This window comes from Streptomyces sp. V3I7 (assembly GCF_030817495.1).
Taxonomy (GTDB): Bacteria; Actinomycetota; Actinomycetes; order Streptomycetales; family Streptomycetaceae; genus Streptomyces.
The window spans coordinates 4,432,379-4,459,354 of sequence record NZ_JAUSZK010000001.1 but is presented as its reverse complement, the minus strand read 5'-3'; the positions used below and the strand labels follow the sequence as shown (position 1 = coordinate 4,459,354).

22 protein-coding genes and 1 pseudogene are annotated in these 26,976 nt (G+C 72.2%); 10 read left to right on the top strand and 13 right to left on the bottom strand.

Going from position 1 to position 26,976, the window contains the following annotated elements:
- Positions 1 to 190: 190 nt before the first annotated feature.
- Positions 191 to 577 (bottom strand): MGMT family protein, encoded by a 387-nt coding sequence (locus QFZ74_RS20960; protein ID WP_307622335.1) that lies wholly within the window; start codon positions 575 to 577, stop codon positions 191 to 193.
- A gap of 185 nt (positions 578 to 762) precedes the next feature.
- On the opposite strand from QFZ74_RS20960, the gene QFZ74_RS20955 reads away from it, so the two are divergent.
- The 3 genes from QFZ74_RS20955 to QFZ74_RS20945 all read left to right on the top strand — a co-directional run bounded on the left by QFZ74_RS20955 (position 763) and on the right by QFZ74_RS20945 (position 6,825).
- Positions 763 to 3,477 (top strand): lysylphosphatidylglycerol synthase domain-containing protein, encoded by a 2,715-nt coding sequence (locus QFZ74_RS20955; RefSeq protein WP_307622334.1) that lies wholly within the window; start codon positions 763 to 765, stop codon positions 3,475 to 3,477.
- A gap of 123 nt (positions 3,478 to 3,600) precedes the next feature.
- Positions 3,601 to 5,139, top strand: a complete 1,539-nt coding sequence (locus QFZ74_RS20950) for an alpha/beta hydrolase (protein ID WP_307622333.1) — start codon at positions 3,601 to 3,603, stop codon at positions 5,137 to 5,139.
- 135 nt (positions 5,140 to 5,274) lie between these two features.
- Complete coding sequence (locus tag QFZ74_RS20945) at positions 5,275 to 6,825, top strand: alpha/beta hydrolase (protein ID WP_307622332.1); 1,551 nt, start codon at positions 5,275 to 5,277, stop codon at positions 6,823 to 6,825.
- Between the two features lie 71 nt (positions 6,826 to 6,896).
- Here QFZ74_RS20945 and moeZ read toward each other — a convergent pair whose 3' ends face one another.
- From moeZ to QFZ74_RS20910, 7 genes are all read right to left on the bottom strand, one after another.
- Entirely contained in the window at positions 6,897 to 8,075 is a 1,179-nt protein-coding gene (gene moeZ / locus QFZ74_RS20940; protein WP_307622331.1) for an adenylyltransferase/sulfurtransferase MoeZ, read from the bottom strand.
- A 63-nt stretch (positions 8,076 to 8,138) separates the two neighbouring features.
- On the bottom strand, positions 8,139 to 8,888 hold the full coding sequence (locus QFZ74_RS20935; RefSeq protein WP_307622330.1) for a spherulation-specific family 4 protein: 750 nt from the start codon (positions 8,886 to 8,888) through the stop codon (positions 8,139 to 8,141).
- Positions 8,876 to 9,832, bottom strand: a complete 957-nt coding sequence (locus QFZ74_RS20930; RefSeq protein ID WP_307622329.1) for an NAD(P)-dependent oxidoreductase — start codon at positions 9,830 to 9,832, stop codon at positions 8,876 to 8,878. Before QFZ74_RS20930 ends, QFZ74_RS20935 begins: the two co-directional genes overlap by 13 nt.
- Before the next feature lie 234 nt (positions 9,833 to 10,066).
- Positions 10,067 to 11,362, bottom strand: a complete 1,296-nt coding sequence (locus tag QFZ74_RS20925; RefSeq protein WP_307622328.1) for a hypothetical protein — start codon at positions 11,360 to 11,362, stop codon at positions 10,067 to 10,069.
- On the bottom strand, positions 11,359 to 13,194 hold the full coding sequence (locus tag QFZ74_RS20920; RefSeq protein ID WP_373462423.1) for a glycosyltransferase: 1,836 nt from the start codon (positions 13,192 to 13,194) through the stop codon (positions 11,359 to 11,361). Before QFZ74_RS20920 ends, QFZ74_RS20925 begins: the two co-directional genes overlap by 4 nt.
- Positions 13,195 to 13,452: 258 nt before the next feature.
- On the bottom strand, positions 13,453 to 14,682 hold the full coding sequence (locus tag QFZ74_RS20915) for a DUF3152 domain-containing protein (RefSeq protein ID WP_373462422.1): 1,230 nt from the start codon (positions 14,680 to 14,682) through the stop codon (positions 13,453 to 13,455).
- A gap of 437 nt (positions 14,683 to 15,119) precedes the next feature.
- Entirely contained in the window at positions 15,120 to 16,202 is a 1,083-nt protein-coding gene (locus QFZ74_RS20910; protein WP_307622325.1) for an alpha/beta fold hydrolase, read from the bottom strand.
- Positions 16,203 to 16,487: 285 nt separating this feature from the next.
- On the opposite strand from QFZ74_RS20910, the gene QFZ74_RS20905 reads away from it, so the two are divergent.
- The 4 genes from QFZ74_RS20905 (at position 16,488) to QFZ74_RS20890 (ending at position 18,372) form a co-directional block, all read left to right on the top strand.
- Positions 16,488 to 16,712: a hypothetical protein gene (locus tag QFZ74_RS20905; protein WP_307622324.1), complete on the top strand. Its 225-nt coding sequence runs from the start codon at positions 16,488 to 16,490 to the stop codon at positions 16,710 to 16,712.
- A gap of 178 nt (positions 16,713 to 16,890) precedes the next feature.
- Positions 16,891 to 17,532, top strand: a complete 642-nt coding sequence (locus tag QFZ74_RS20900) for a TetR/AcrR family transcriptional regulator (RefSeq protein WP_307622323.1) — start codon at positions 16,891 to 16,893, stop codon at positions 17,530 to 17,532.
- A 129-nt stretch (positions 17,533 to 17,661) separates the two neighbouring features.
- Positions 17,662 to 17,889 (top strand): DUF3107 domain-containing protein, encoded by a 228-nt coding sequence (locus QFZ74_RS20895; protein WP_307622322.1) that lies wholly within the window; start codon positions 17,662 to 17,664, stop codon positions 17,887 to 17,889.
- A gap of 210 nt (positions 17,890 to 18,099) precedes the next feature.
- On the top strand, positions 18,100 to 18,372 hold the full coding sequence (locus QFZ74_RS20890) for a hypothetical protein (RefSeq protein WP_307624227.1): 273 nt from the start codon (positions 18,100 to 18,102) through the stop codon (positions 18,370 to 18,372).
- 135 nt (positions 18,373 to 18,507) lie between these two features.
- Here the strand turns inward: QFZ74_RS20890 and QFZ74_RS20885 are convergent, their stop codons facing one another.
- A complete protein-coding gene (locus QFZ74_RS20885; protein WP_307622321.1) occupies positions 18,508 to 19,290 on the bottom strand; it encodes a ferritin-like fold-containing protein in 783 nt (260 codons plus the stop codon).
- A 502-nt stretch (positions 19,291 to 19,792) separates the two neighbouring features.
- On the opposite strand from QFZ74_RS20885, the gene QFZ74_RS20880 reads away from it, so the two are divergent.
- The gene (locus tag QFZ74_RS20880; RefSeq protein WP_307624226.1) at positions 19,793 to 22,096 is read left to right on the top strand and encodes a DEAD/DEAH box helicase; all 2,304 of its coding nucleotides are present in this window, start codon (positions 19,793 to 19,795) and stop codon (positions 22,094 to 22,096) included.
- 128 nt (positions 22,097 to 22,224) lie between these two features.
- Positions 22,225 to 23,097: an alpha/beta fold hydrolase gene (locus QFZ74_RS20875; RefSeq protein WP_307622320.1), complete on the top strand. Its 873-nt coding sequence runs from the start codon at positions 22,225 to 22,227 to the stop codon at positions 23,095 to 23,097.
- Positions 23,098 to 23,165: 68 nt separating this feature from the next.
- Here QFZ74_RS20875 and QFZ74_RS20870 read toward each other — a convergent pair whose 3' ends face one another.
- A complete protein-coding gene (locus tag QFZ74_RS20870) occupies positions 23,166 to 24,062 on the bottom strand; it encodes an NYN domain-containing protein (RefSeq protein WP_307622319.1) in 897 nt (298 codons plus the stop codon).
- 208 nt (positions 24,063 to 24,270) lie between these two features.
- Between QFZ74_RS20870 and QFZ74_RS20865 the strand changes: the two genes are divergently transcribed.
- Positions 24,271 to 24,423, top strand: coding sequence for a hypothetical protein (locus QFZ74_RS20865; protein ID WP_307622318.1), 153 nt, complete (start codon positions 24,271 to 24,273; stop codon positions 24,421 to 24,423).
- Between the two features lie 134 nt (positions 24,424 to 24,557).
- Here the strand turns inward: QFZ74_RS20865 and QFZ74_RS20860 are convergent, their stop codons facing one another.
- The 3 genes and pseudogenes from QFZ74_RS20860 to QFZ74_RS20850 form a co-directional block, all read right to left on the bottom strand.
- The gene (locus QFZ74_RS20860; RefSeq protein ID WP_307622317.1) at positions 24,558 to 25,160 is read right to left on the bottom strand and encodes a MarC family protein; all 603 of its coding nucleotides are present in this window, start codon (positions 25,158 to 25,160) and stop codon (positions 24,558 to 24,560) included.
- A gap of 61 nt (positions 25,161 to 25,221) precedes the next feature.
- Positions 25,222 to 26,079 (bottom strand): PHP domain-containing protein, encoded by an 858-nt coding sequence (locus QFZ74_RS20855; protein WP_307622316.1) that lies wholly within the window; start codon positions 26,077 to 26,079, stop codon positions 25,222 to 25,224.
- Between the two features lie 117 nt (positions 26,080 to 26,196).
- Positions 26,197 to 26,829, bottom strand: a pseudogene (locus QFZ74_RS20850) (DUF6758 family protein); the annotation flags it as partial.
- Between the last annotated feature and the right edge of the window lie 147 nt (positions 26,830 to 26,976).

Here is a 26,976-nt window from a genome sequence, read left to right as displayed (position 1 = left end):
ACGCGCCCAGCCGACGACGCTACGCCGGTGACGGGGACGGAAGCGGCGCTTCTGCCTCATCCCTCGTGGCCCTCGCAGCACACCCGTCCCGCGTGTCCCACGCTTGTCAACGTACGGCATGTCACACGCGTCCCTGGTGTCCCTCGTACAGCCACAGGCTCCCCCAAGAGGCCTCCCATGGCGGAAGCTGTCAGGTGTGACCCTCCGCACTCGCGCCGCCGTCCCACCGGGCCCGTCTCATGTCGAGCCGCGGCATGTGGCCCTCGGCGGCCCGGCTCGCCTGCTTCAGCGGGGTGCCCTCCTGGCGGTAGTGGCCGAGGGCCCGCAGTTCCTCGCCGGGCAGCAGGACCCCGTCGGCGCGCACCACGCGCCACCACGGGACGGCGCTCCCGTAGAGGGCCATCACACGGCCGACCTGCCGGGGGCCACCCTCCTCCAGCCACTCGGCGACGTCCCCGTACGTCATGACCCGTCCCGGCGGAATCCGCTCGGCGACGTCGAGGACCCGCTCGGCGTACTCGGGCAGCGCGTCCCCGTGCCCCGCGTGGGTGTCCTCCGGAAAGCTCCGCTCGCTCATTCCTCCCATCCTGCCCGACCCCACCGACAACGTGCGGCGGCCCCGGGCCCTCGCACCGTCGCCCTTCGGCGGTGTTTGCGGCAGACTGTGCGCCCCCGCATTTGCACCCTGATGCCCCCGTGTGTCGCCGGGGCATGCCACCATCGTGCGGGCGGTGACTGGTGATACGAGATCAAGAAGAGACCATGAAGCAGCAGGGCGTGCCTCCCGAAGGCGCGGAGGGCACGTCTGACGCTGCGGCGCGCCGGAATCCGGCCGACGCGGGCGACGACGACGCCGACAAGAAGGCGCGCGTCCCCGACGACGGCCGCACGGGCGAGGTCGAGGGCGACGAACCGCTGCTCCCCGCGCGCGTGCACCGTCCGTCCGACCTCATGCGGTTCGTGGTGGGCGTGCTAGGCATCGTCGTCCTGCTCGCGATCGCCGCGTTCGCCCATGGCACGACCTCGGGCCTCGAGCAGGACATCAACAAGGGCACCGGTCAGGCGCCCGACCTGCTCATCAAGATCGCGGGGCTCGCGTCGAGCATCGCGATCCTGCTGGTGCCCGTGGCGTTCGCGATCGAGCGGCTGATCAAACGGGACGGGCTGCGCATCGCCGACGGTGTGCTCGCCGCGGTCCTTGCCCACGGCGTGACGCTGGCCACCGACCTATGGGTCGCCCGGGCAGCCCCGCACTCGATCCAGGAGGCGCTCACCCAGCCCTATCCCGGCGACGTCCACGCGCTGACGGACCCGGTGCACGGCTATCTCGCCCCTGTCATCGCATACATGACAGCCGTCGGCATGTCCCGCAGACCTCGCTGGCGCGCGGTGTTGTGGATCGTGCTGCTGCTCGACGCGTTCTCCATGCTGGTCACCGGCTACACGACACCGTTCTCGATCATCCTGACGGTGCTCATCGGCTGGACCGTGGCCTACGGGACGCTGTACGCGGTCGGCTCGCCCAACGTCCGTCCGACGGGGCAGACCCTGCTCGCGGGGCTGCGGCACGTCGGCTTCCATCCCGTGACCGCCGCCCGCCAGGAGGTCCCGGACAGCGAGAACGGCGACCGCGGCCGGCGCTACTTCGTCACCCTGGAGGACGGCCCGCCCCTCGACGTCACCGTCGTCGACCGGGAGCAGCAGGCCCAGGGCTTCTTCTACCGCGTGTGGCGCAACCTGACCCTGCGCGGCTTCGCCACCCGCAGCAGCTTCCAGTCCCTGCGCCAGGCGCTGGAGCAGGAGGCGCTGCTGGCGTACGCGGCCACCGCGGCCGGCGCCAACACCCCCCAGCTGATCGCCACCTCCGAGCTGGGCCCGGACGCGGTGATGCTGGTCTACGAGCACACCGGCGGGCGCACGCTCGACTCGCTGGCCGACGAGGAGATCACCGACGACCTGCTGCGCAATGCCTGGCATCAGGTGCAGGCGCTCCAGGCCCGCCGCATCGCGCACCGGAGGCTGGCGGGTGACGCGATTCTGGTGGATCGTTCCGGCAGCGTGATCCTCACCGATCTGCGCGGCGGCGAGATCGCGGCCGGTGACCTGCTGCTGCGCATGGACATCGCGCAGATGGTCACCACCCTGGGGCTCAGGGTGGGCGCTGAACGCACGGTGGCCTCGGCCGTCGGCGTCCTCGGCCCCGACGCTGTGGCCGACTGCCTGCCGATGCTCCAGCCGATCGCCCTGACCCGCTCCACGCGCGCGACGCTGCGCAAACTGGCCCGGGAGCGGGCCCAGCGCGAGCGCGAGGCGGTGCTCGAGGCGTCCCGTCAGGCCAAGGAGGCCCGCCTGGCGGAGGCCTCGGAGGACACCAGACCGGCCCTGGAGAATCCCGACAAGAAGACGGTGCGCGCCGAGCAGCGGGCCGAGAAGCGGGCCATCGACGAGGCGCTGGAGGAGGCCCGCGAGGAGGATCTCCTCACGCAGATCCGGCACCAGGTGCTGCGCATCAGGCCGCAGGCGCCCGTGGAGCCGGCCCGTCTGGAGCGGGTGCGGCCGCGCACGCTGATCAGCTTCATCGCCGGCGCCATCGGCGCGTACTTCCTGCTGACGCAGCTCACGCACATCCGGTTCGGCCCCCTGATCGCCAACGCTCAGTGGGGCTGGGTCGCCGCGGCGGTGGCGTTCTCGGCGCTCAGCTACGTGGCCGCGGCGATGGCCCTCCTGGGCTTCGTACCCGAGCGGGTTCCGTTCCTGCGGACCGTGGCGGCACAGGTCGCCGGGTCGTTCGTGAAGATCGTCGCGCCGGCCGCGGTCGGCGGTGTCGCCCTGAACACGCGCTTCCTCCAGCGCGCGGGCGTGCGCCCCGGCCTCGCCGTGGCGAGTGTCGGCGCCTCGCAGTTGTTCGGGCTCGGCTGCCACATCCTGATGCTGCTGGCCTTCGGCTATCTGACCGGCACCGAGAAGACGCCGTCGCTGTCGCCGTCCCGGACGGTCATCGCGGGGCTGCTGACGGTGGCGGTGCTCGTGCTCGTGGTGACCTCGGTGCCGTTCCTGCGGAAGTTCATCTCCACGCGCGTTAGGTCGCTGTTCGCCGGTGTCGTGCCGCGCATGCTCGACGTGCTCCAGCGGCCGCAGAAGCTGATCACCGGGATCGGCGGCATGCTGTTGCTGACCGGCTGCTTCGTGATGTGCCTGGACGCCTCGATCCGCGCGTTCGGCGACCAGACGACGTCGCTCAGCATCGCCAGCGTGGCGGTCGTCTTCCTCGCGGGCAACGCGCTCGGGTCGGCGGCGCCCACGCCGGGCGGCGTCGGCGCCGTGGAGGCGACCCTGACGGTCGGTCTCATCGCCGTCGGCCTCCCCAAGGAGGTCGCCGCACCGGCCGTCCTGCTCTACCGGCTGCTGACCCTGTGGCTGCCGGTACTGCCGGGCTGGCTCGCGTTCAACCACCTCACGCGCAAGGGAGCCCTGTAGGCGCGATCGGCCCGGGGGCAGCCGTCCGCGCGCGGGCGGCCGCGCAGGAGTCGTACCTCCTGGCCGTACCTCGTACGGCCCGCGCCCCGAGCGCCCCGTGGCACACGGACCCAGGATGGGATCATGCTGACCCCCTCCCGGATCCGTGTCGCCCTGACCGCCGCTCTGCTGCTGCCCTCCCTGCTGGTGAGCTGCAGCAACGGCTCCGAGGACGGGGATCTCAGGACCCAGGAACTGGACTGGAAGGACTGCCCGGCCCCTTCCGAGGCGGAGGGCGGCGGCGAGTCCCCGTCACCGCTGCCCGGCGGCGTCCCCTGGCAGTGCGCCACCATGAAGACGCCCCTCGACTGGAGCAAGCCGCACGGCGCCACGATCGGGATCGCGCTGATCCGGGCCAAGGCGAGCGGCGACCCGGATCGGCGGATCGGCTCGCTCATCTTCAACTTCGGCGGCCCAGGGGGCAGCGGCGTCTCCACACTGCCCGCCTTCGGCCAGGACTACACGAAACTGCGCACCCGCTACGACCTGGTCAGCTTCGACCCGCGCGGGGTCGGCCGCAGTGCGCCCGTCGAGTGCGAGGACAACGCCCAGCTCGACGAGTTCTTCCAGCAGGACGCGATGCCGGACGACAACACCGAGGTCCGACAACTGGTCGACCGCACCGAGAAGTTCAACGGGGCCTGTGAGAAGAACTCCCCCAAGATACTGCCGCATGTGCGCACCACGGACACGGCACGCGACATGGACCTGATGCGCCAGGTCCTCGGCGACCGCAAACTGCACTACTTCGGCATCTCCTACGGCACCGAACTGGGCGGCGTGTACGCCCACTTGTTCCCCAAGCACGTGGGCCGGGCCGTGTTCGACGCGGTCGTCGACCCCACGCAGAACCCCGAGCAGGGCTCGCTCGGCCAGGCCAGGGGCTTCCAGCTCGCCCTCGACAACTTCGCCGAGGACTGCACGTCCCAGGTCACCGACTGCCCGATCGGCGACACCGCGCAGGACGTCAAGGACCGCATCGCCAAGCTGCTCAAGGACCTGGAGAAGAAGCCGATCCCCGGCGTCTTCCCGCGCGAGCTGACCCAGACCGCCGCAACGAACGGCATCGCGCAGTCCCTGTACTCCAAGGACTTCTGGGAGTACCTCACCGAGGGCCTCCAGGAGGCCTACGAGGGCAACGGAAAGATCCTGATGCTGCTGTCGGACTCGATGAACGGACGCAACGAGGACGGCGAGTACAGCAACATCACCGCGGCCAACGTGGCGATCAACTGCGCGGACGAGAAGCCCCGGTACACGACCAACGACGTCGAGCAGAAGCTGCCCCAGTTCCGCGCCGCCTCCCCGCTGTTCGGGGACTACCTCGCCTGGGGCCTGGTCAGCTGCACCGACTGGGCGGTGCCCGGGGCCGCCGACCATCCCGACGTGAGCGCACCCGGGTCGGCGCCGATCCTCGTGGTGGGCAACACCGGCGACCCGGCGACCCCGTACGAGGGGGCGCGCAGGATGGTGGAGGCGCTCGGCAAGGGGGTTGGCGTCGAGCTGACGTACAAGGGGCAGGGGCACGGGGCGTACGACAGCAAGAACAAGTGCGTGCAGGGGGCCGTGGACGGCTATCTGCTGGACGGGAAGGTGCCGGCGACCGGGAAGGTCTGTTCGTGAGCCATCGCCGATTTCCCGAGAAAACAGCAGGTCAGAGCGTTATCCACAGGCTGCCGCGGGCTCGGCTCGATCGGCCTACGATGGCCTGACTGCTCACCGCGGCGAAGGCGCGGCGGGCTCGTGAGGGGGGTGCGCATGATGCGTTTCGTACGGTGGGCGGCCGCGCTCGTCGCGGCGGTGCTGGTGGCCGGGTGCGGCGGGGGACCGTCGGGCGGGGACGGGGAGAAGAATCCGACCGGCCCGCCCTCGGGGCCGGGGTCCGGATCGGGGTCGCCGACGACCGCCGCGCTGCCTTCCTCGCTCACATCGCAGAAGCTGGAGTGGGGCCGGTGCAAGGCCACCGCCGACTCCGCCACACCGAGCGACGCCTGGCGGTGCGCGACGCTCAAGGTCCCCCTGGACTGGGCGAAGCCGGACGGCACGACCATCGGCCTCGCACTGATCCGGTCGCGTGCCACGGGCCACGACCGCATCGGCTCGCTGCTGTTCAACTTCGGCGGCCCCGGCGGCTCCGGCCTGTCGGCGATGCCGTACTACGCCACCAGCGTCCCGGCGTTGCATGAGCGCTACGACCTGGTGAGCTGGGATCCGCGCGGAGTCGGAGCGAGCGGAGGCGTCCGCTGTCGCGGCGACCGGGCCATCCGGGCCGCCGAGCGCGTGGACGCGACGCCGGACACGCCGGCCGAGGAGAAGGCGTACCTGAGGGACGCCACCGACTTCGCCCGGGGCTGCGCACGGAGCGCCGAAAAACTCATGGCACACGTCTCGACCACCGACACAGCCCGCGACATGGACCTGATGCGCCAGGTGCTCGGCGACCGCAATCTGCACTACTTCGGCATCTCCTACGGCACCGAACTCGGTGGCGTCTACGCCCACTTGTTCCCCCGGAACGTGGGGCGGATGACCCTCGACGCGGTGGTCGACCCGACCGCCGACACCTGGGGCCACGCCGAGAACCAGGCCCGGGGCTTCCAACGGGCCCTGGACGACTACCTCAAGTCCACGGGCCAGGACCCGAGGAAGGGCTCACGGGAGATCGCCGGCCTGCTCCGCCGCCTCGACGCCAGGACCCTCCCCACCTCCTCCGGACGAAGGCTCACCCAGGGTCTCGCGGTCACCGGCATCGTCCTGCCGCTGTACAGCCGGTCCAGTTGGCCGACGCTGACCAGTGCTCTGAGGGCGGCGCGGGAGGGCGACGGCACAGAGTTGCTGTCCCTCGCCGACCGCTACAACGACCGTGACTCCTCGGGGCACTACGGCACGAGGACCCATGCGCAACGGGTCATATCGTGCCTGGATGTCCGGCAGCGCCCGACTCCCGAGGAGACGAAGCGGCGGCTGCCCGAGTTCGAGGGGATCTCGCCGGTCTTCGGGGACTTTCTCGGTTGGGACGCGGCCGGCTGGTGCCACGACTGGCCGGTGGCCGGGCAGTACGACACCCCGGAGGTCAGCGCGCCGGGCGCGGCACCGATCCTGCTCGTCGGCAACACCGGGGACCCCGCGACCCCGTACGAGGGCGCCCGCAGGATGGCGGACGAACTCGGCAAGGGCGTGGGCGTGGAACTGACCTGGAAGGGCGAGGGCCACGGCGCGTACGGGAACGGCAGCGAATGCGTCGACTCGACGGTGAACGCCTACCTGCTGAAGGGCAAGGTCCCCAAGGACGGCAAGGTCTGCTCATGACGACGGCGGGGGCCCCGCGCACCCGTGGTGCCCAGGGCCCCCGCCGCCAGGAAAGCAGGGCGAGCCGTGGCTCAGTAGACCGGCTTCTGCGGTTCGATCTGGTTGACCCAGCCGATCACACCGCCGCCGACGTGGACGGCGTCCGCGAAGCCCGCGGACTTCAGGACCGCGAGGACTTCCGCACTGCGGACACCCGTCTTGCAGTGCAGGACGATCTTCTTGTTCTGCGGGAGGTCCTGGAGGGCGTTGCCCATGAGGAACTCGTTCTTCGGGATCAGCTTGGCGCCCGGGATGGAGACGATCTCGTACTCGTTCGGCTCGCGGACATCGATGATCTCGATGTTCTCGCCGTCGTCGATCCACTCCTTGAGCTGCTTGGGAGTGATCGTGGAGTCGGCGGCGGCCGCCTGGGCCTCCTCCGAGACGGCGCCGCAGAAGGCCTCGTAGTCGATGAGCTCGGTGACCGTGGCGTTCTCGCCGCAGACCGCGCAGTTGGGGTCCTTGCGGACCTTGACCTGGCGGTACTGCATCTCCAGGGCGTCGTAGATCATCAGTCGGCCGACCAGCGGATCGCCGATACCCGCGAGGAGCTTGATGGCCTCGTTGACCTGGATGGAGCCGATGGACGCGCACAGCACGCCCAGGACGCCGCCCTCGGCGCAGGAGGGGACCATGCCCGGCGGCGGGGGCTCCGGGTAGAGGCAGCGGTAGCAGGGTCCGTACTCGGACCAGAAGACGGAGGCCTGGCCGTCGAAGCGGTAGATCGAACCCCACACGTACGGCTTGTTCAGCAGCACGCACGCGTCGTTGACCAGGTAGCGGGTCGCGAAGTTGTCCGTGCCGTCGACGATCAGGTCGTACTGGCTGAAGATGTCCATCACGTTGTCGGCCTCGAGCCGCTCCTCGTGAAGGATCACGTCCACGTACGGGTTGATGCCCTTGACGGTGTCGCGCGCGGACTCGGCCTTGGAGCGGCCGATGTCGGACTGGCTGTGGATGATCTGGCGCTGCAGGTTCGATTCGTCGACCTCGTCGAACTCCACGATGCCGAGCGTGCCGACGCCCGCCGCGGCCAGGTACATCAACGCCGGCGAGCCCAGACCGCCGGCGCCCACACAGAGCACCTTGGCGTTCTTCAGCCGCTTCTGCCCGTCCATTCCGACATCGGGGATGATCAGGTGGCGGGAGTACCGGCGAACCTCGTCTACGGTGAGCTCAGAAGCTGGCTCGACCAGGGGTGGCAGCGACACGGGGACTCCGATGGTCGGTCGATCACTACAGTCGTTCTCCCTGTAACACTGCCACGGCCTTCTTCATTCCGAGACACCCGTTCCGATGTGCGAGACGATCTCGTCCCAGTAGCCGGGCATGGTCTCCCACGGGTCCATCCGTCCGCCGCGATCGGTGCGGTCGGTGAAGTAGATCGTCGCCGCGCCCTGCCAGCGGGCGATCCGCAGCGCCTCCTCCAGGTGGCCGCGGGGTACGCCGTGGACGAAGTGGCAGAAGCGGTCGGGCGGGTAGTCGGCGGTCCACTCGGCGACCTGCGACCAGCGGTACTCGGACCAGGGACCGGAGAAGGTCACGAGCTGGTCGGCGTTCTCGGCGTAGCCGGCGTAGGGGTGAGTGCCGTGGCCGAGGACGATGTGGGCCTCGGGCTGGATCGCGCGGAGCGTGGTGACGGTGCGCCGTACGTCGGGGAGCGCGCCGCGCTCGGCCGGACAGCGGTCGAGGTAGAAGCCGTCGACCCGGTACCAGTCGGCGTAGCGCTGCGCCTCGGGAAGCAGGTCCACGAAGGTGCGGGCGCCATGGGCGGCGTCCAGCCGCCCGAGGACCCGGACGCCCGCGGTGCGCAACCGGGCGGCCGCCTCCAGGCAGTGCGGGTCTGGGCGGCTGCCGGGGCCGCCCGCGACGTCGAGGACGACCCAGTGCAACGGCGTGCCGGGCCGGGTGAGTTCGGCCCACTCGGCCGGGGCGACGAGGGGGTGCGCATAGCCGGGGATCCCGAAACCGGTACGGACGCGGGTGCTCGCGGTGCCTGTTCTGGTGCGGGTCAGATGCGGCACGCCGCCTCCATCCAGATGTCGGCGAGGGATTCCTCCAGGTTGATCCGCGGCCGCCAGCCGAGCCGGTCGCGCGCGGTGCGCACATCGGCCTGCTGCCAGCTGCCGCAGCCGTCCGGGTACGGGTACGCGACGGGGCCGTGGTCGGATTCGGGGCGAAGATGGCCGAGGGAGGACCGCAACGGGCCGGGCGGGCCGTCGAGTTCGTGCAGGGCGCCGCCGTATCCGGCGATGCGGGCGAGCACGGCGGCGGCGTCCCGCAGGCGCACGGCTCGGCCGGAGCCGATGTTGATGACGCCCTGCGCGGCGGAGAGAGAGGCGGCGTGCACGGCGCGCGCGACGTCGCGTACGTCGATGAAGTCGCGCTGGGTGCCCAGACCGCCGAGCTTGAGTTCGCCGTCGCCGGACTGCATGGCGCGGCGCATGGCCTCGGCGAGCCGGCCGAGCGGGGAGCCTGCCGGGGTGCCGGGTCCGGCCGGCGAGAACACGCGCAGGACGACGGCGTCCAGGCCCGAGCCCAGGACCAGTTCGGTGGCGGCGAGCTTGCTGACGCCGTACGGGCCGCCGGGGCGGGGCACGGCGTCCTCGGCGGTGGAGGAGCCGGGCTGGCTGGGGCCGTACTCGGAGCTGCATCCGATCTGGACCAGGCGGGCACCGCAGCCGCTGCGGCGCAGGGCCTCGCAGACGGTGGCGACGGCCACGGTGTTGTGGCGGGTGAGTTCGCGGGCACCCCCGCGTGTGGCGCCCGCGCAGTTGACGACGACCCCGGGGTGGACGGCGTCGAGGAAGCGGGTGAGCGCGCCGGGGCTGCCGGTGGCGAGGTCGAAGCGCACGTCGGCGTCGTCGCCGCGGCCGAGCGCGGTGAGCTGGACGGCCGGGTCGGCGAGCAGCCGGTCGGCGACGAAACGCCCGAGATAGCCGTTGGCTCCGATCAGCAGGACCCTCATCGCGCGGCTCCCGGGGTGTGCGCGCCGGGAGCACCGGATGCTCCGGGTCGGGAGGTGGTCATGTGGCGTTCTCCTTCGAGGGGGTGGTGCGGTGGCCTGCGGTGCCTTGACCTGGCGTCCGGGGCCTGGGGTGGTCCGGATCCGGGCGCGGGGCCGGGTCCGGTGGGCGGCCTCGCCGCGCGGGAAGTGGGGGGTGTGGGAAACAGGGGAGGCATGAGGGACGTCGCGTACCGGTCACCGGGGATCTCCCGTCGGCGCGTGGGCCGAGGCCCGGGTGAGGGTGCGGGTGGCGCGGAACAGCAGGGTCAGCGCGGCCACCGTGCAGACGAGGGCCGGCACGCTGCCGGGACCCCAGGCCTCCACCAGGGTGTCGACGGGGGCGCTCAGGAAGGCGCATCCCGGAAGCCGGCCGCTGAGCACCAGGGCCGGAGCCGCCGCCTCGGCGACGGCTGCCGCGGCGAGGGCGACGGAGGCGAGGTGGGAGAGGTGCCGGATGCCGAGCAGCCGGGCGAGCAGGAGGAGGGCGCCCAGAGAGAGGGTCTGGGGATAGGCGGCGCTCTCGTCGAGGACGGCGCCGCATACGGCGGCCAGGGCCGCGAGGGCGCACAGGAACAGGGCGAACGCGCCGAGCAGCAGCGGCTGTACGGCGGTGGTGAACTCCTCCAGGCCGCGGCTGGCGGCGAGCCTGCGGCGCGCCCGCGCGGCGAAGAGATGCGCGCTCCAGGTGGCTGGGGCGCAGGCGAAGGCGAGGGCCAGGAGCGGTGCGAGGGCGGTGGGCCAGGGGCCGTCCGGCGTACCGTTCGGCAGGCCGTCGGGACCACCGCCGCCGACGGCGCCGAGCAGGCCGTCGCCGAAGGCGGCATAGCCGAGGAGCCAGAGGGTCCACGCGCGCGGGCGCGCTGCCAGGCGCCAGGCGGAGGTGCCGGCGGGCATGCTCAGCGGGCCTCGGCGCAGTGCGGCGCGTACGCCGAGGGCGACCGCGAGGGCGCCGGTGACGGCGACCAGGAAGCGGGTCCGGCCGTGGGTGAGGTGCAGTCCGGTCACGGTCGCCGCGCTCAGGGCGCCGGGGAGGAGCGCGAGCAGGGCCCAGTCGGCGCGGGCCCTGGGGGCGGGGGTCGTCTCGGGGGGCGGGGGCGCGTCGCCGTCGCGGGGGACGCGCGCGTACATCTCCTCGGCGAGGGAGAAGACGTCGCGGTGGCGGAAGCGGGCGGCCGTACGGTCGGTCACGCCGTGCGCCTCCAGACCGGCGGCGATCTCCAGGGGGTCGACGGCCCCCTCGCACAGGTCGCGGTGGCGGCGCATCAGGGCCTTCACGGGATCGGCCGCGCCACGGCGGGCCGCGGGTCTGCGGCTCTTGCCCGTCTCCGGATCGGCTGCGACGCCGACGGGCGTCGGGGGCGGCTCGGGGACGGCGTCGGCCTCGCCCGGCGCTCCCCCGGCGTCGCTCTCCAGCCGCGCCTCCGAGTGCGCGTCCCAGGCGCCGGGACTGTCCGGGGCGGTGGGGTGGTCGATTTTGCTCAGGTCGGTCATCGCGCCCCCTCCGGGGCTGCCAGACGGGTGCCTCGTACGGGCGTGTCAGGCGTGTCGGAGGCCCAACTCGGGCCGCCGCGCGCCGGATCGGTGCGGGGCGCGGGGTCGCTCCAGTGGCCGGGGATGCGGGATTCGGGCGGGGCGCCGAACGGGAGGGGCTCGCCGGTGTCGTCGAGGACGACGTGGCCCACCGGGCTGTGCGCGACGATCTCCAGGTAAATTCCGTGAAATGCCGCGAGGTTCTGCTCGGCGGTGAACAGCTCCAGCGCGCGGGCGCGGGCGGCGGCGCCCAGGCGCTCACGGCGCTCGGGGTCCTGGAGCAGAGCCACGCACGCCTCGGCGAGCGCCCGCGGATTGCGCGGGGGGACGACCAGGCCCGTACCGCCGATGACCTCGACCACCGCGCCGACGTCCGTCGACACCGTCGCCCGTCCGCAGAACATGGCTTCGACCAGGCTGACCGGGAAGCCCTCGACGACGCTGGACAGGACGATCACCGCGCCGGCGGCATAGACGTCGGCGAGGGTCGGGGCCTCCGGGCCGCCGATCTCCTCGAAGGACACGGGGTTGTCGCCGACCGCGTACGCGCCGTCCGCCTCGTCGGGGAAGAGCTGGGCGGCAAGTGCCTTGCAGTGGCCCAGATATGCCTGGCCCTCGGCGCCGGCCGCCGCGCCCAGGATCCGCAGACGGGCCTCGGGTTCGGCCTTGCGGACCTCCGCGAAGGCGTGCAGCAGGGACACCAGGTCCTTGGCGGGCTCCACCCGGCCGACCCACACGAGCGTGCCGGGGTCGCCGCGGTCCGGGGACTCGCCCACCTCCGCGAACCGGTCGGCCTCCATGCCCGGGTGGACGGTGCGGATCCTGGCGCGGTCGGCGCCGCACCGTTCCTGCCAGCGGCGCGCGTGGGCGTTGCCGGGCGTGATGAGCGTGGCCCGCTGGTAGACCTCGGCGGCGAGTCCGCGGTGGAAGGCGGCGAGCAGCGCCCGTACGGCCGGGGCGGCGGTGCCGGGGCCCGAGGCCAGGTAGTGCGAACGCAGTTGGAGGCCGTACTCGGTCACCAGCAGCGGTACGCCGAAGAAGTGGCGGGCGAGCAGGCCGGGGAGCGCCGCCGTGCCGCCGGCCGTCGCATGGCACAGGTCGGCCGAGCCGAGGTCGTCGTCCTCGTACCAGTCGAGAGAGAGGGGGCGCAGGGCGCGTTCGAGGTGTGCGGCGACGGCGAGCAGGTCGGGCACGCGGGCGGTGCGCGCCGTGCGCGGGGCGCCGGGCGCGCGGCAGGCTCGTTCCAGGGCGTGCACGGCGCTCTCGGAGCGGAGCGCGCCGACCAGTCCGCCCTCCTCACGGGCCAGTTCCGCGAGCCCGTACAGCGCGTAGGCGAAACGGTCCTTCTGATCAGCGGAACCGTCCCCGGCCCGCCGAGGATCAGCCGGACCGCCCGGACCGCCCGCAACACAGGCAGCGCCGGCACCGCCCACAACGCCAGCACCGCTGGCACCGCTGGCACCGCTGGCACCGCTGGCACCGTCCGCCCCGACGAGTCGGCTCCGACCATCGACCGAGGCCGCCCCGTCCAGCCCCTCAGGGGCGCCGCAGATCGCCCGGGCAAGCTCCCCGTAGCACTCGGCGAAGCGCCGGCGTGCGCGCCGTCCGTGCACGACTCCGTCGTCGTCCGCGCACCACAGCGGCGCCGTACGCACCCGGCCGACCTGCTCCGGGAGCGGGACCCAGCCCTCGTCCTCCTGCTGCCGGGTGCGGCTGAGCGCGTAGATGTCGAACTCGTGCTGCCCGAGCCCGCGCACGAGCCGGTCGCACCAGAGCCTGGCGTCGCCGTTCACATACGGATAGCCACCCTCCGTAAGCAATCCGATGCGCACGTGCACACCCCCGATCTCCCGTCCAGGGAGCCACCGTTGCTTCGGCGGCTCGCAGCGGCACGAAGGTATGCGGAGTTGGCGGCCGCGCGACGGACGGTTGTCCGTCGCGCCATCAAAAGGGGTGAACGGTCGTAACTTTCCCGTGCGGGTCGCGTTTTGTCGCGCTAAGAGATCAAGCACCCACGGAACGTCATGCCCGACGCCCCGGAACGACGCCCGTCACTTCCCGGGGTAGGGCCACACGTTGGGCCGGCAGTGGATCCCGTCGTGGTCGAGGAACTTGGTCTGCTGCTGCATGACCGGCGCCAGGTCGCCGTCCTTGTCACAGGTGACATGGCCGTAGCCCAGCCGGTGGCCGACCTCGTGGTTGATCAGCATCTGCCGGTACGAGTAGATCTTGTCCCCGTAGGTCACCGAGCCCTGAGCCCACCGGTACGCGTTGATCATCACGCGCTCGGTGGCGGCCGAGTCGCACGAGACGTTGTCCTCGGTCGTGTCGAGCCCTGACTTGGCGCACCACTGCGCAGTCGTCCCGGGACTGGCGAGCGTGATGACGAAGTCGGGCCGCCCGGAGGAGACGCGATCGAAGGTGCGGGCACCGCCGTGGGCCCAACTGCGCCCGTCGTTGAGCGTCTTCTGCACGGCCTGCGCGAACAGCTCGCCGTCCAGGCCGAGCCCCTGCTCCACGTCGACGCGGTAGGTGAACTTGCGCCCCGCGCCCGGCGCCTTGGCGGAGCCGGGCACCGTGGAGAACTTCCCCGAGCCCTTGAGTCTGGCCCCGAGCGGGTACTTCACGCCCATTTTCTGGGCGTACGTCAGCGGGACGACGCCCGGCGCCGCGGGCGGGAGCGATGGCACGGCATCGCGCGCGGCGGTGCCCTGGGCGTCGACGCCCGCTTCGGCCCGGGACTGCGCGTCGGCGCCGTCGCGGTCGTCGGCGACCTGGCCGGCCACGATCACCGCGAGCACGGTGGTGACGGCGGCGGCCGCGATGCCGGTGAAGGCCCGCCCCTTGCCTCCCTTGGCGGGCGCGGGCGGGCCGGTGGGGAGCGCCTCGTCGTGCGCTGGGGCCTCGTCGGGGGCCGGGTGCGCTCCGGGGGCGTACGCGTGCGTGCGCTGGGCGCCCACCGACGGCCGGGGCGCGAAGACATCGTCGCCGTCGAACGCGTCGATGTACTCCTGCCGGGGCCCGCCCGCGGGCATCCGCCGCTGCGGCGGTACGTCCACGCCGGGCGCCCCCGTGAACTCGCCCCAGCCGCCCCCGGTTTCGCGCTGCTCGGGATGACCACCCCGGGCCTGCGGGACGCCGTGGGCGGGAGTGCCGCCGGGAACACGCGGGACCCCATGGGCCGGAGTCCCGTCAGGAAAACGAGGCACCCCACGCGCGGGCGTCCCGTCAGGAAAACGAGGCACCCCACGCGCGGGCGTGCCGTCAGGAAACCGCGGCACACCCGGGACAGAAGGACCACCCGGAAACTGCCGCGCCCCTTGCGCGGCCGCGCCACCCGGCACCGACGCACCACCGGACACGGACGCACCACCAGGAGCCGCCGCACCACCGGACACGGACGCACCACCAGGAGCCGACGCACCACCGGGGACCGACGCACCACCAGCGAACGGCCCCGACGCACCATCGGCGAACTGCCCCTGCCGCCCCCCGTACCCGCACACACCGTCCGCCGCAGAAGCCGGCCGCTGCCCGGGAACCGACCCCGGCTCACCACCCCGCGTCCCGCCCTGGCGTCCGGGCTGAGGTCCGGGCTGAGGCGTCTCGGAGCCCCGTGCCCGTCGCCCCGTCGATATGTCCGCGCCGTCGCCCTTGATGTCCGCGCCGTCACCCTTGGCGGCCGGCCCGCGCCGACTGTGGCGTCCCACCTCGCCCCTCAGCTCCCCGTAATCGCGTCGGCGCCGGCGCCTCCGGCCGCCGCACCACCGTCGGCGGAACCGAAGTCACCGTCGCCCACGGCATCTCCCACTCGGGCGGAAGCCTCTGTTCCGTCCACAAGGTCCAACTCCCCCACCTCGCCCAGAAGTTCCCGGACCCGCTCGGCGACCATGTCGGGGTACTCCATCATCGCGACGTGCCCGGCCTCCGGCAACGACAGCAGGCGGGAGTCACGGAAGGAGCGGGCGGCCTTCTGGGCCATGCGGTAACCGACGAGCTGGTCGCGGCCGCCGTAGATCAACAGGGTTGGGGCGAGGACGCGTTCGGCCTGGCGCCACAGCCCGTGCTGGCCGCCCAGGGTGTACGCGTTCACCAGCCCGCGCGCGGAGCGCGCCATCGCGTCCCAGAAGTACGGCAGCCGCAGCCGCCGTTCCAGTTCATCCACGGCGTGCTGGAACGCCTCCGGAGTCACCTGGTCGGGGTCCCCGTAACAGAGCGCCATGGCGCTCTGGACCCGCTGTTCGACGGTCCACTCCCGGGTGAGCCGGGTGAACAGCCCGGCGACGCCGGGCACGCTGAGCAGCCCCGTCGGCACCGCGCTGCGCTGCACGCGCAGCTCCGGGAGCGCGGGTGACACGAGCGTGAGGGTCCGCACGAGATCCGGGCGGACGGCGGCGACGCGCGTCGTGACCGCGCCGCCGAGCGAGTTGCCGAAGAGGTGCACCGGGCCGCGCCCGGTCGCGTCGAGATAACGGATCACCGCGCGCGCGTGCCCCGTGATGGAGTAGTCGCCGTCGTCCGGGGGCGGGGAGTCGCCGAAGCCGGGAAGGTCGAGCGCCTCGCTCTCGACGACGCCGTCGAGTCCGGCCATCAGCGCCGACCAGTTGAGCGAGGAGCCGCCGAGCCCGTGGACGTACAGCGCGGGCGGCAGTCCCTCGCGCGCGGGCGGCCGCGACCGGACCGACAGCGTGACGCCCGGCAGCCCCACTGACCTGAGCCGCTCGCCCTCCGCGATCCTGACGAGCGCCACCTCCGGCAGGACGCTGGTGGCCGGCACGGACGGCAACTCGGTCGAAGACATGCGGCAATGTTACGAGACGATCACGCTCTGGTTCATGTGTTCGCCATCACAGGCGGAGCCAGGGCCACACGCCGAGCCAGGGCCACATGCGCAGCCGCGGTCACACGTGGAGCCACAGTCACACATGGAGCCACTGTCACGGGCGCCGCCCCGGTTCACGAACGCCACACGAGGAACGGGCCCCGGATGGCATAGCGTCCACATCGGGTGTCTCCTAGGCTCTTACCAGGGCACCCGTTTGTGGCCCCTGCTCATTCCGGGGACGTACTAGGAAGGGAGCCCGCCATGGAGTTCGACCCCACCGATCCGGAGGAGCTCGCCGAACTGGAGGAGTCCGACGTCACGGAGATCGACGTCGAGGCCCCCGAGGGCGACGCCGCCGAGCAGCTCACGGACGTCACCGAGGAGCGCGACACCCCCCTCACCGACGAGGACGCGGATCGCGCCAGCGAGGCCGACCTGATCGAACAGACGCGCGTCGTCTCGCTCGACGAGGACGACTACCGCTGACGACTACCGCTGACATCCGGGACGACACGGGGAGTAACCTGTGCCGGTTGCGGATCTTAGGTCGGTTTTTATCGCCCTCGGTACGTGAAATTCTGCGCTCGCACCGCGCGCACCACGGTTACCGAAAAGTACGATGGCCGCGCGGCGCACACCGCACGTGGACGATTTGGGAGGCGGCGTGACAGCCATCGAGCAGACAGAGGCGGCGCGCCCGCGGGGCACGCGCCTGCCACGCCGAGCCCGACGGAACCAGCTTCTGGGTGCCGCGCAGGAAGTCTTCGTGGCCCAGGGCTACCACGCGGCCGCGATGGACGACATCGCCGAGCGCGCCGGCGTCAGCAAGCCCGTGCTCTACCAGCACTTCCCGGGCAAGCTCGACCTCTACCTCGCCCTGCTGGACCAGCACTGCGAGGCCCTGATCGAGTCGGTCCGGGCCGCGCTGGGGTCGACGATCGACAACAAGCAGCGCGTGCGGGCGACGATGGACGCCTACTTCACGTACGTGGAGGACGACGGCGGCGCCTTCCGGCTGGTCTTCGAGTCCGACCTGACGAACGAGCCCGCGGTGCGCGAGCGCGTCGACAAGGTGAGCAACGAGTGCGCCGAGGCGATCTGCGAGATCATCGCCGAGGACACGGGTCTGTCCCGCGCCGAGTCGATGCTGCTGGCCTCCGGCCTCGGCGGGCTCGCCCAGGTGGTCGCGCGCTCCTGGCTGCACAGCGACCGCAGCGTCCCGCGCGACCAGGCGGTCCAGCTCCTGGCGTCGCTCGCCTGGCGCGGCATCGCCGGCTTCCCGCTGCACGGCAACGACCACCACTGACAACATCGGCGGCCGCTGTTCGCTCCTGGCGTTCTTGGGCGGAGCATGGACGTCCCCTCACCGGGCTAATGTGTTCGGGGTACAGCGCGGCAGGCCGCGCACTTCACTGACCGTCGGAGGGACATAGCCGTGGAGGTCAAGATCGGCGTGCAGTACGCGCCCCGCGAGATCGTTCTGGAGAGCGAGCTGAGCGGCGCGGAGCTCGAGCGCGTGGTGGCCGACGCACTGGCCGGAAAGTCGCAGCTGCTGAGCCTCGAGGACGAGAAGGGTCGCAAGATCCTCGTCCCGACGGACCGTCTCGCCTATGTGGAGCTCGGCGCGCCGACCACCCGCAAGGTCGGCTTCAGCGCGCTGTAGTCACCGCCGGCGGTCACGAGCCGACAGCGGTCGCTGTCACAGCTGACACAACCGAAGAGGCCCGGTGGCACACAGCCGCCGGGCCCCTTCGTGTGAACACCTCCACGGGTGGAGCACATGCGCCCCACCGAGGAGGGTTGCATTCCGCAGGTCAGGGGTATGACCGGCTACGACCGTGAAGCGCATGCCGGTAGCGGGAGGGCCCCCTTGTTGATCGTGGAAGCCGTCGGTTCCGCCCTGCTCGGAGTGATGCTCGCGTGGGTGGCGACGCACCGCCTGGCCCACCGCCTGCCCGCCCGTCCGCTGGTCTTCTCCACCGCGATCGCCGGAGCCCTTTTCGGTGACTTCGTCACCCACAGCGCGCTGGATCAGGGCACGGTCCTGCTCAGCCTGCTCGGCGCGGCCGTCGTCTCCGCGGCGTCACTCTCCCTGCTGCTCCGTCCCACGCCCCGCCCCCTGCGCCGCAGCTCCGCCCCGGCGTAAACCCGAAGACCGGCGAGGCGGCGCAGCCGCCGAGGGGCGCGGGGAACCGCGCGCCCGGCGGCACACGCACCCGCAGACGCAAAACGGCCGGGCCACCCCCGAACGGAGCGCGACCCGGCCGACCTCACGGAGTGGCTACGCGGCGAGACCCAGCGCCGCCATCCGCTTCGTGTGCGCCTCGGTGATGCGGGAGAACATCCGGCCGACCTCGGCGAGATCGAAGCCGTCCGCCACGCCGCCGACGAGCATCGTGGACAGCGCGTCCCGGTCGGCGACGACCCGCTGGGACTGCGAGAGCGCCTCGCCCATCAGACGCCGCGCCCACAGCGCGAGCCGGCCGCCCACGCGCGGGTCCGCGTCGATGGCCGCGCGTACCTTCTCGACGGCGAAGCCCGCGTGGCCCGTGTCGTCCAGGACGGCGAGGACGAGCTCGCGCGTGTCGGAGTCGAGGCGGGCGGCCACCTCACGGTAGAAGTCACTGGCGATCGAGTCGCCGACGTACGCCTTGACCAGGCCCTCCAGCCAGTCCGAGGGCGCCGTCTGGCGGTGGAAGCCGTCGAGCGCGGCGACGAACGGCTGCATCGCGGCGGTCGGCTCCTCGCCGATCTCCGTGAGCCGGTCACGCAGCTGCTCGAAGTGGTGGAACTCGGCCGAGGCCATCTTCGCCAGCTCCGCCTTGTCCGCCAGCGTCGGCGCCAGCTTGGCGTCCTCCGCGAGCCTCTCGAACGCCGCCAGCTCGCCGTAGGCGAGCGCGCCGAGCAGGTCCACGACCGCGGCGCGGTACTGCGGCTCGGCCGACGCGCGGGCCCAGTCCTGGGCGGCGACACCGGTGCGCTCGACCGCCTCGGACGAGTCGGCGGAGGCCGCGGATCCGGCGGGCGCGGCGGAGGCGTTGTCAGGCTTGTCAGAGCTCGTCATGAAGCGCACAATAGCCCGCCGCTCGCCGGGGGGAAGCCCCTGGCCGAGCAGTGTGACCACGACTACGTGACCAAACCGGCCGTCGCATGTGTGCGATTCCGGGGTATGGTGGTAATGCGCCTGCTGAGTACGTCGACGCGTTTTGACGTACTTCGACAGGCCGCACGCATGAGGATGCCCGGTCGGTGGCCCGATCGGCTCCGACCTGACAGCCCTCCCGGCCGCAAGTACGGCACCAAGCGTACGAAGCCGGAGGGACCCTCAGCGGTTCGAGCGCTAGAGCGTCGACAGAGGTCCCGTGTCCTACGGCTTGCCTTCGCGGTACGCCCGTAAGGCAGCCGACGTCCCGGCACGGTCTGACACGACCCCCGCGCTCGCCTCGCGCCGCACACACAGAAGAGGCAGCACCCTGACTACGACGTTTCGTGAACTCGGAATCCTTCCCGAGACCGCCGAGGCCCTGGAGGCCGTCGGCATCATCGCCCCCTTCCCCATCCAGGAGATGACCCTCCCCGTCGCCCTCTCGGGCTCGGACGTCATCGGACAGGCCAAGACCGGTACGGGCAAGACCCTCGGTTTCGGCCTCCCGCTCCTCGAGCGTGTGACCGTCCCCGCCGACGTCGAGGCCGGCCGCGCCCGTCCCGAGGACCTGACCGACGCCCCGCAGGCGCTCATCGTGGTTCCCACGCGTGAGCTGTGCCAGCAGGTCACCAACGACCTGCTGACCGCCGGCAAGGTGCGCAACGTGCGCGTCGCCGCGATCTACGGCGGCCGGGCGTACGAGCCCCAGGTCGAGATGCTGAACAAGGGCGTCGACGTCATCGTCGGCACCCCGGGCCGGCTGCTCGACCTCGCGGGCCAGAAGAAGCTGGACCTCAGCCGGGTCAGGTGCCTGGTCCTCGACGAGGCCGACGAGATGCTCGACCTGGGCTTCCTGCCCGACGTCGAGAAGATCATGAAGATGCTGCCGGCCCGCCGTCAGACCATGCTCTTCTCGGCGACCATGCCGGGCGCGGTCATCGGTCTCGCCCGCCGCTACATGTCGCAGCCCACGCACATCCGCGCCACCGCGCCGGACGACGAGGGCGCTACGGTCGCGAACATCAAGCAGTTCGTCTACCGCGCGCACAACATGGACAAGCCGGAGATGGTCGCCCGCATCCTGCAGGCCGACGGCCGCGGGCTGGCGATGGTCTTCTGCCGTACCAAGCGCACGGCCGCCGACATCGCCGAGCAGCTCCAGCGCCGCGGCTTCGCCTCCGGCGCGGTCCACGGCGACCTCGGCCAGGGCGCCCGTGAGCAGGCGCTGCGCGCCTTCCGCAACGGCAAGGTCGACGTCCTCGTCTGCACCGACGTCGCCGCGCGCGGCATCGACGTCGAGGGCGTGACCCACGTCGTCAACTACCAGTCCCCCGAGGACGAGAAGACGTACCTGCACCGCATCGGCCGTACGGGCCGCGCGGGCGCCAAGGGTACGGCGATCACGTTCGTCGACTGGGACGACATCCCGCGCTGGCAGCTCATCAACAAGGCGCTGGAGCTGGACTTCAACGACCCGGTGGAGACGTACTCGAGCTCCCCGCACCTCTTCGAGGACCTCGGCATCCCGGCGGGCACCAAGGGTGTCCTGCCGCGCTCGGAGCGTACGCGCGCCGGGCTGGCCGCCGAGGAGCTGGAGGACCTGGGCGAGACCGGCGGCCGCGGTCGCGGCGGCCGGGGCGGTCGCGGTGACTCCCGCGGCGCTTCCCGCTCCGAGGAGCGCGAGCGTCCGGAGCGTACGCCGCGCCGTCGTCGCCGTACGCGCGGCGGGGCAGCGGCCGACTCCGCGTCGGCACCGGCTCCGGTGGAGTCCGCGTCGCCGGCCGCCGAGGCGGTCGCCGAGGACGAGGCCGCCGCGCCCCGTACCCCGCGTCGCCGTCGCCGCACGCGCGGCGGAGCGCAGCCGCAGCAGGTCGCGACCGCGCCGGTGACCGAGCAGGCCACGGCCGCCGTGGAGACGGCGGAGGGTCCGGCCGCGCTGGACACCCTCGAGAAGCCGAGCCGCCGCCGTACCCGCAAGCCGGCCGAGAGCACGGCGGAGACGGTCGCGAGCACGACCGAGGCGCCTGTGGTCCTGGAGGCCGCCGAGGCCACGGAGTCCAAGCCGCGCCGCCGCACCCGCAAGGCCGCGGAGGCCGCTGCCGAGACGGCCGTCGCCACGGCCGAGGGCACGGAGACCAAGCCGAAGCGCACCCGTAAGGCCACTGCGGCCACCACGGAGACCGCCGAGGTCGCCGAGGTCGCCGAGGTGAAGCCGAAGCGCACCCGCAAGAGCGCGGCTGCCGCCGAGGCTGCCGTGGACACGGCCGAGGGCACCGAGGCCAAGCCCAAGCGCACCCGCAAGGCCGCTACGGCCACCACGGCCACCACGGCCGCCGCGGAGGCGACCGAGACGGCGGAGGCCGCCGAGGCCAAGCCCAAGGCGCGCCGCACCCGCAAGACCGCGGCCGCTGCCGAGGCCGCCGTGGACACGGCCGAGGCCGTGGAGGCGAAGCCGAAGCGCACCCGCAAGGCCACTGCGGCCGCCACGGAGACCGCCGAGGTCGCCGAGGCCGCGCCGAAGGCGCGCCGGACCCGCAAGGCCGTCGCCGAGGCGGCGGGTGCCGGTATCCCGGCGCAGGCCGCCGAGGAGCCGGAGACCGCCCCGCGCCGCCGTACGCGCAAGGCCGCCACGGCCGCCACGGAGGCGACCGAGACCGCCGGGGCCAAGCCCAAGGCGCGCCGCACCCGCAAGACCGCGGCGACCTCGGAGGCCCCGGAGGCCTGATCCGGCATCCGGAACTCGGCAACGGAACACCGACGGCCCGGCCCGCTTCACGCGGGACCGGGCCGTCACCGTTTCCGCCGGGCAACCGCGCCCTCCTGGCCTCGCCGGCCGCCCGATAACCTCTGCACATGAGCCGGCCTTCGACCTTCGTCCCGCCCCCCGGCGCGCGTGCCTACTCCCTGCGCACCGCGCGCGGTGAGTTCGCCGTCGTCGACGCTCCCGCGGCCCCCGGGGTCGAGCCCAGGGGCGTCGCGCTGCTGCTGCCCGGGTTCACCGGCAGCAAGGAGGACTTCAACCCGCTGCACGGCACGCTGGCGGAGCGCGGGTACCGCACCGTCGCCGTGGACGGACGCGGACAGTACGAGTCCGCCGGCCCCGATCTCGACGAAGCTGCGTACGCGCAGGGCGAGTTGGCCCGGGACGTGCTCGCGCAGGTGGAGGCGCTCGGTACGCCCGTGCATCTGCTGGGGCACTCTCTGGGCGGGCAGATCGCGCGCGCGGCCGTGCTCCTCGACCACGCCCCCTTTCGTTCGCTCACCCTGATGTCCTCGGGGCCGGCGCAGATCTCCCCCTCGCAGCGGGAGCGCGTGAAGCTGCTGCGGGACGCGCTCGCGGTGATGTCGATGGCCGAGGTGTGGGTCGCCATGCGGGCCATGGAGGCACCCGAGGAACTGGAGGAGCTGGACGGCGGGCTGGACGAGCGGGAGGATCTGCGGCAGCGCTGGCTGGCCACCAAGCCCGCTCAACTTCTCGCCACGGGCGCCCAGTTGTGCGTCGAGCCGGACCGTGTCGCCGAACTGGCCGCGCTCCCGCTGCCGTTCCACGTCCTGTCGGGTGCGCACGACGACACCTGGCCGGTCGCGCTCCTGGACGAGATGGCCGTACGCCTCGGGGCCCACCGCACGGTCATCGAGGGCGCCGAGCACTCCCCCAACACCGACCAGCCGCTGCCGACCGCCCGGGCGATCGCCGGCTTCTGGGACCGCGCGGCACGGCCGTAGCGTCCCGTCGTCGGAAGGAGAGAGGCGGACGGAGAGAGGCGGGCGGAGAGAGGCGGGCGGACGGCGCGTCAGTACTGCGTCTGGAGGTGCCCCCAGAAGCCGTCGCGCAGCGCGCGGCGCAGGTCCGCCTGGCCGCGCAGGGAGTACTGGAGCACCCCTTCGGCCTCGACCAGCAGGTCCTGGTCGACGGGCCCGGGCAGATAGGGGTGGCCGGGGAGCAGCTCGCCGAGGGCGTCCCGGCCGCGGGAGGACAGCCACTTGGCCGCGATCTGGGCGCCGACGAAGCGGACGTCCTCGCGCGTGGGGCGGCTGACCGTGCTGTCGTAGGCCGGGGCGGCGGTGCGCCGGGAGACGTACGGCTTGAAGAAGTCCAGGTCGAAGGTGCGCTGGCTGTCGACCTCCCAGAGCAGGGGCTCCGCCTGGTTGCGGCCCTCGGGCGCCTCGATGCCCCAGAGATGGACTCGGGCGCCGTAGCCCTGTGCCGCCTCCACCGCCGACACCAGGTCCTCGTCGCCGCCGATGAGCGCCGCGTCGCTGATGGCGCGGTGGCGGGCCAGGGACTCCAGGTCGGAGCGGATCAGTGAATCGACGCCCTTCTGCTGGTTGTTGGCGTTGAGGTTGCCGAGGCGGACCTTCACGTCCGGGAGTTCGGCGATGGACTGCTGCTCGGTGGTGTGGATGCGGCGGCGCGCGCCGTCGTACCAGTAGACGCGCAGCAGCCTGCTGTCCGCGAAGATCGTGCGGGCACGGTCGATGAGCGCCTCGATCAGCCCCTCGGCGTCGAGGTCGAAGGCGCGGCGGTCCTCCGTCCCGGCGGCCAGCCGGCCCGCGGCCGCGTACAGATAGCCCGCGTCGACGAAGATCGCGTGGGTCGAGGGCGTCTTCGCCACTTCGGCGAGCATGCGATGGAGCAGCTCGTTCGTGCGGTCGATGCGGGCTTGGAGGCCGGCGAGGTCGTCGTTCATCGCCTTTATTGTCCCTCTGCGCCACCGGTCACGCTGCGAACGCAAGTGATCACAATCCGTCTCATCGACGGCCCCCATCGTCAGGTAATTAGCGCCGCGAAAAATTTCCTTAGCGTAGGGAATGTTTTCAGGGTGCAGCTCGTTGAAGAGGTGTGTAGCTGTAGCCAGTAGTTCTCCTCAGGAGGATGACCAGACGAAGGGAGAAGCAATGCGCTTCGAAATCATGCGACTCGACGAGGTCGACGGAACCCCCGTGGACAGCACTGTCGTGGACGCCGCCTCCGTCAACCGGATCGTTCAGCAGGCCGCCTCGATCGGGCAGCGGCTGTGGATCCGACCGGCCGAATCCACGGCCTCGTGACATGGACTTGTTGTGACGTGATGAAGTAGCACGCGGAGTACCGCAGAAGCTTCAGAGCCCCCGTACGGCATCGACGCCGTGCGGGGGCTCTGCGTTTGCGCGGGCGCCGCCGGGTGCCCGCGATGGCCGCCGGGTCAGCCCTTGACCACCTGCATGATGCCGTTGATGATCTGCTGCACCGCGATCGCGGAGAGCATCATGCCCGCGAGCCGGGTCACCAGGACCACGCCGCCGTCCTTGATGACCTTGATGATCAGCAGCGAGTAGCGCATGGTCAGCCACAGCACGACGTGGATCGCGAGAATCGCGGCCCACACCGACACCTGCGTGGTGACGCTGTGCGCCTTCTGCACGGCCAGGATGACCGACACGATGGCGCCCGGACCGGCCAGCAGCGGCATGCCGAGCGGGACCAGGGCGACGTTGACGTCCTTGGTCTGCTTGGGCTCGTCCGTCTTGCCGGTGAGCAGGTCGAGCGCGATCAGCAGGAGCAGCAGCCCGCCCGCGATCATCAGCGCGGGGACGGAGACGTGCAGGTAGTCGAGGATCTGGTGGCCGAGCACGCCGAAGACGGCGATCACGCCACCGGCCACGCAGACGGCCTGGAACGCCATCCGCCGCTGCACCTTGGCGGGCCGCCCGGCGGTCAACGCCAGGAAGATCGGGGTGATCCCAGGGGGATCCATGATGACAAAAAGGGTCAGGAACAGTGAGCCGAAGACGGCGAGGTCGAACATGATGAAGAGCAGGCCTTGCGGAGGAACGGAGAGAGGGTGAGGAACGGGCGCGGGGCGGGTGTCAGGCTCCCCCGGCCCCCGGCACCGGGAACGCCCCCGTCGCCCGCCGGATGATCTCCCCGTACACCTCGGGGTCGGTGGTGTTCGCGCCGAGCGCCACCGCCTTGCGGCTGCCGTGGTAGTCCGAGGACCCGGTGGTCAGCAGCCCCAGATCCGTCGCGAGCCCGCGCATCCGGGTCCGGGCGTCGGCGTCGTGGTCCATGTGGTCGACCTCGATGCCGTCGAGGCCGGCCGCGGCCAGCTCGGCGATCGTGGACTCCGGCACCGTACGGCCCCGCTTGGCGGCCGCCGGGTGTGCGAAGACGGTCACGCCGCCGGCGTTCTTGACCAGCCGGATCGCCTCGAAGGGGTCGGCCTCGTGCTTCTTCACGAAGGCGCGGCCGCCGTCGGCCAGCCACTCCGGCGTGAACGCGTCGCTCACGGTCGGTACGACGCCCAGCTCGACGAGGGCGGAGGCGACGTGCGGGCGGCCGACCGAGCCGTCGCCGGCGATGCGCTTCACCTGCTCCCAGGTGACCGGCACGCCGAGCTCGTTCAGCTTGGCGATCATCGCCTGGGCCCGCGGCACCCGGTCGTCCCTGATCAGCTCGCGCTCGGCGAGCAGGGCGGGCTCCTCGGGGTCGAAGAGGTAGGCCAGCAGATGCATGGAGACGCCGTCGACCCGACAGGACAGCTCGGCGCCGGTCACGAGGGTCAGCCCCCGGGGCAGCGCGGCGACGGCCTCGGCGTATCCGCGGGTGCTGTCGTGGTCGGTCAGCGCGACGACGTCCAGACCGGCCGCGGCGGCATTGCGCACCAGCTCGGCCGGGGTGTCCGTACCGTCGGAGGCCGTGGAGTGGCAGTGCAGATCGATGCGCACGACGCGGGCTCCAGGCGGTGACAGGACGGAAGGTGACACCTAAGGATAGCGGGATCCGCAGGTCCTCCTGTCACACCCGCAGCCGCGATGCGCCCCCTACATTCCGTGCGCGCCGTCTCAGGGCTTGAGCAGTCTCGGCGACAGCGCCCCGCACGGCACCAGGTCGAGTTCGGCGCCGGCGTCGCGGAGGTCGGTGAGGACGAGTTCGTCGTACATCAGCAGTCCGGTCTGCTCGGGCCAGACCACCGCCCACAGCCACAGCCCGAGCGCCTCGCCCGCGAAGACGGCGCGGTCGTGGGGGGCGTCGGAGACGTGCCACAGCGGGGTCGGACGGCCGGCGGCCAGCATCTTGGCCTGGGGCGGCTTCTCGACGTTCATGTGCGGTCCCGGGTCCGGGCCGTCGATGCCCGCGTACCGCGCGCCGAGGCCGACGCCGATCTCCTCGGCGACCAGGATCAGCTCGCCCATGCCGCCGAGCGGCCCGGGGCCCGAGCAGGCCACCGCCGTCGCACGGCCTCCGCTGCGGTCGTCGCCGGCGCAGGCCACGCCCGTGAACAGCCAGCCGACCGGCAGCGGCCACGGCATCCACACCGGCACCTGGGTGCGATGCACCACGACGCTGAGGGCCTCGACGCTGGGCGGGATCACGGGCTGCAGCGGATGCACCGTCCCGTGCACGTCGCACTGCCAGGAATCGGCGAAGAGTCCGGGAGCCCTGACCCGGCCACCACACTTCGGGCAACTGGGTTCCGCCCCTCATAGGGCCCCACGGTCCTACCCTCGCTCCCCCACGTCAAGGACGATCACCCGTCCGGGCGGAAACGCGGACCGCGAGCCCCCGCGCGGCCCGCCGACCACCCCCGCGCGGGCCACCCCGTCGGCCCACTCAACTGTCCT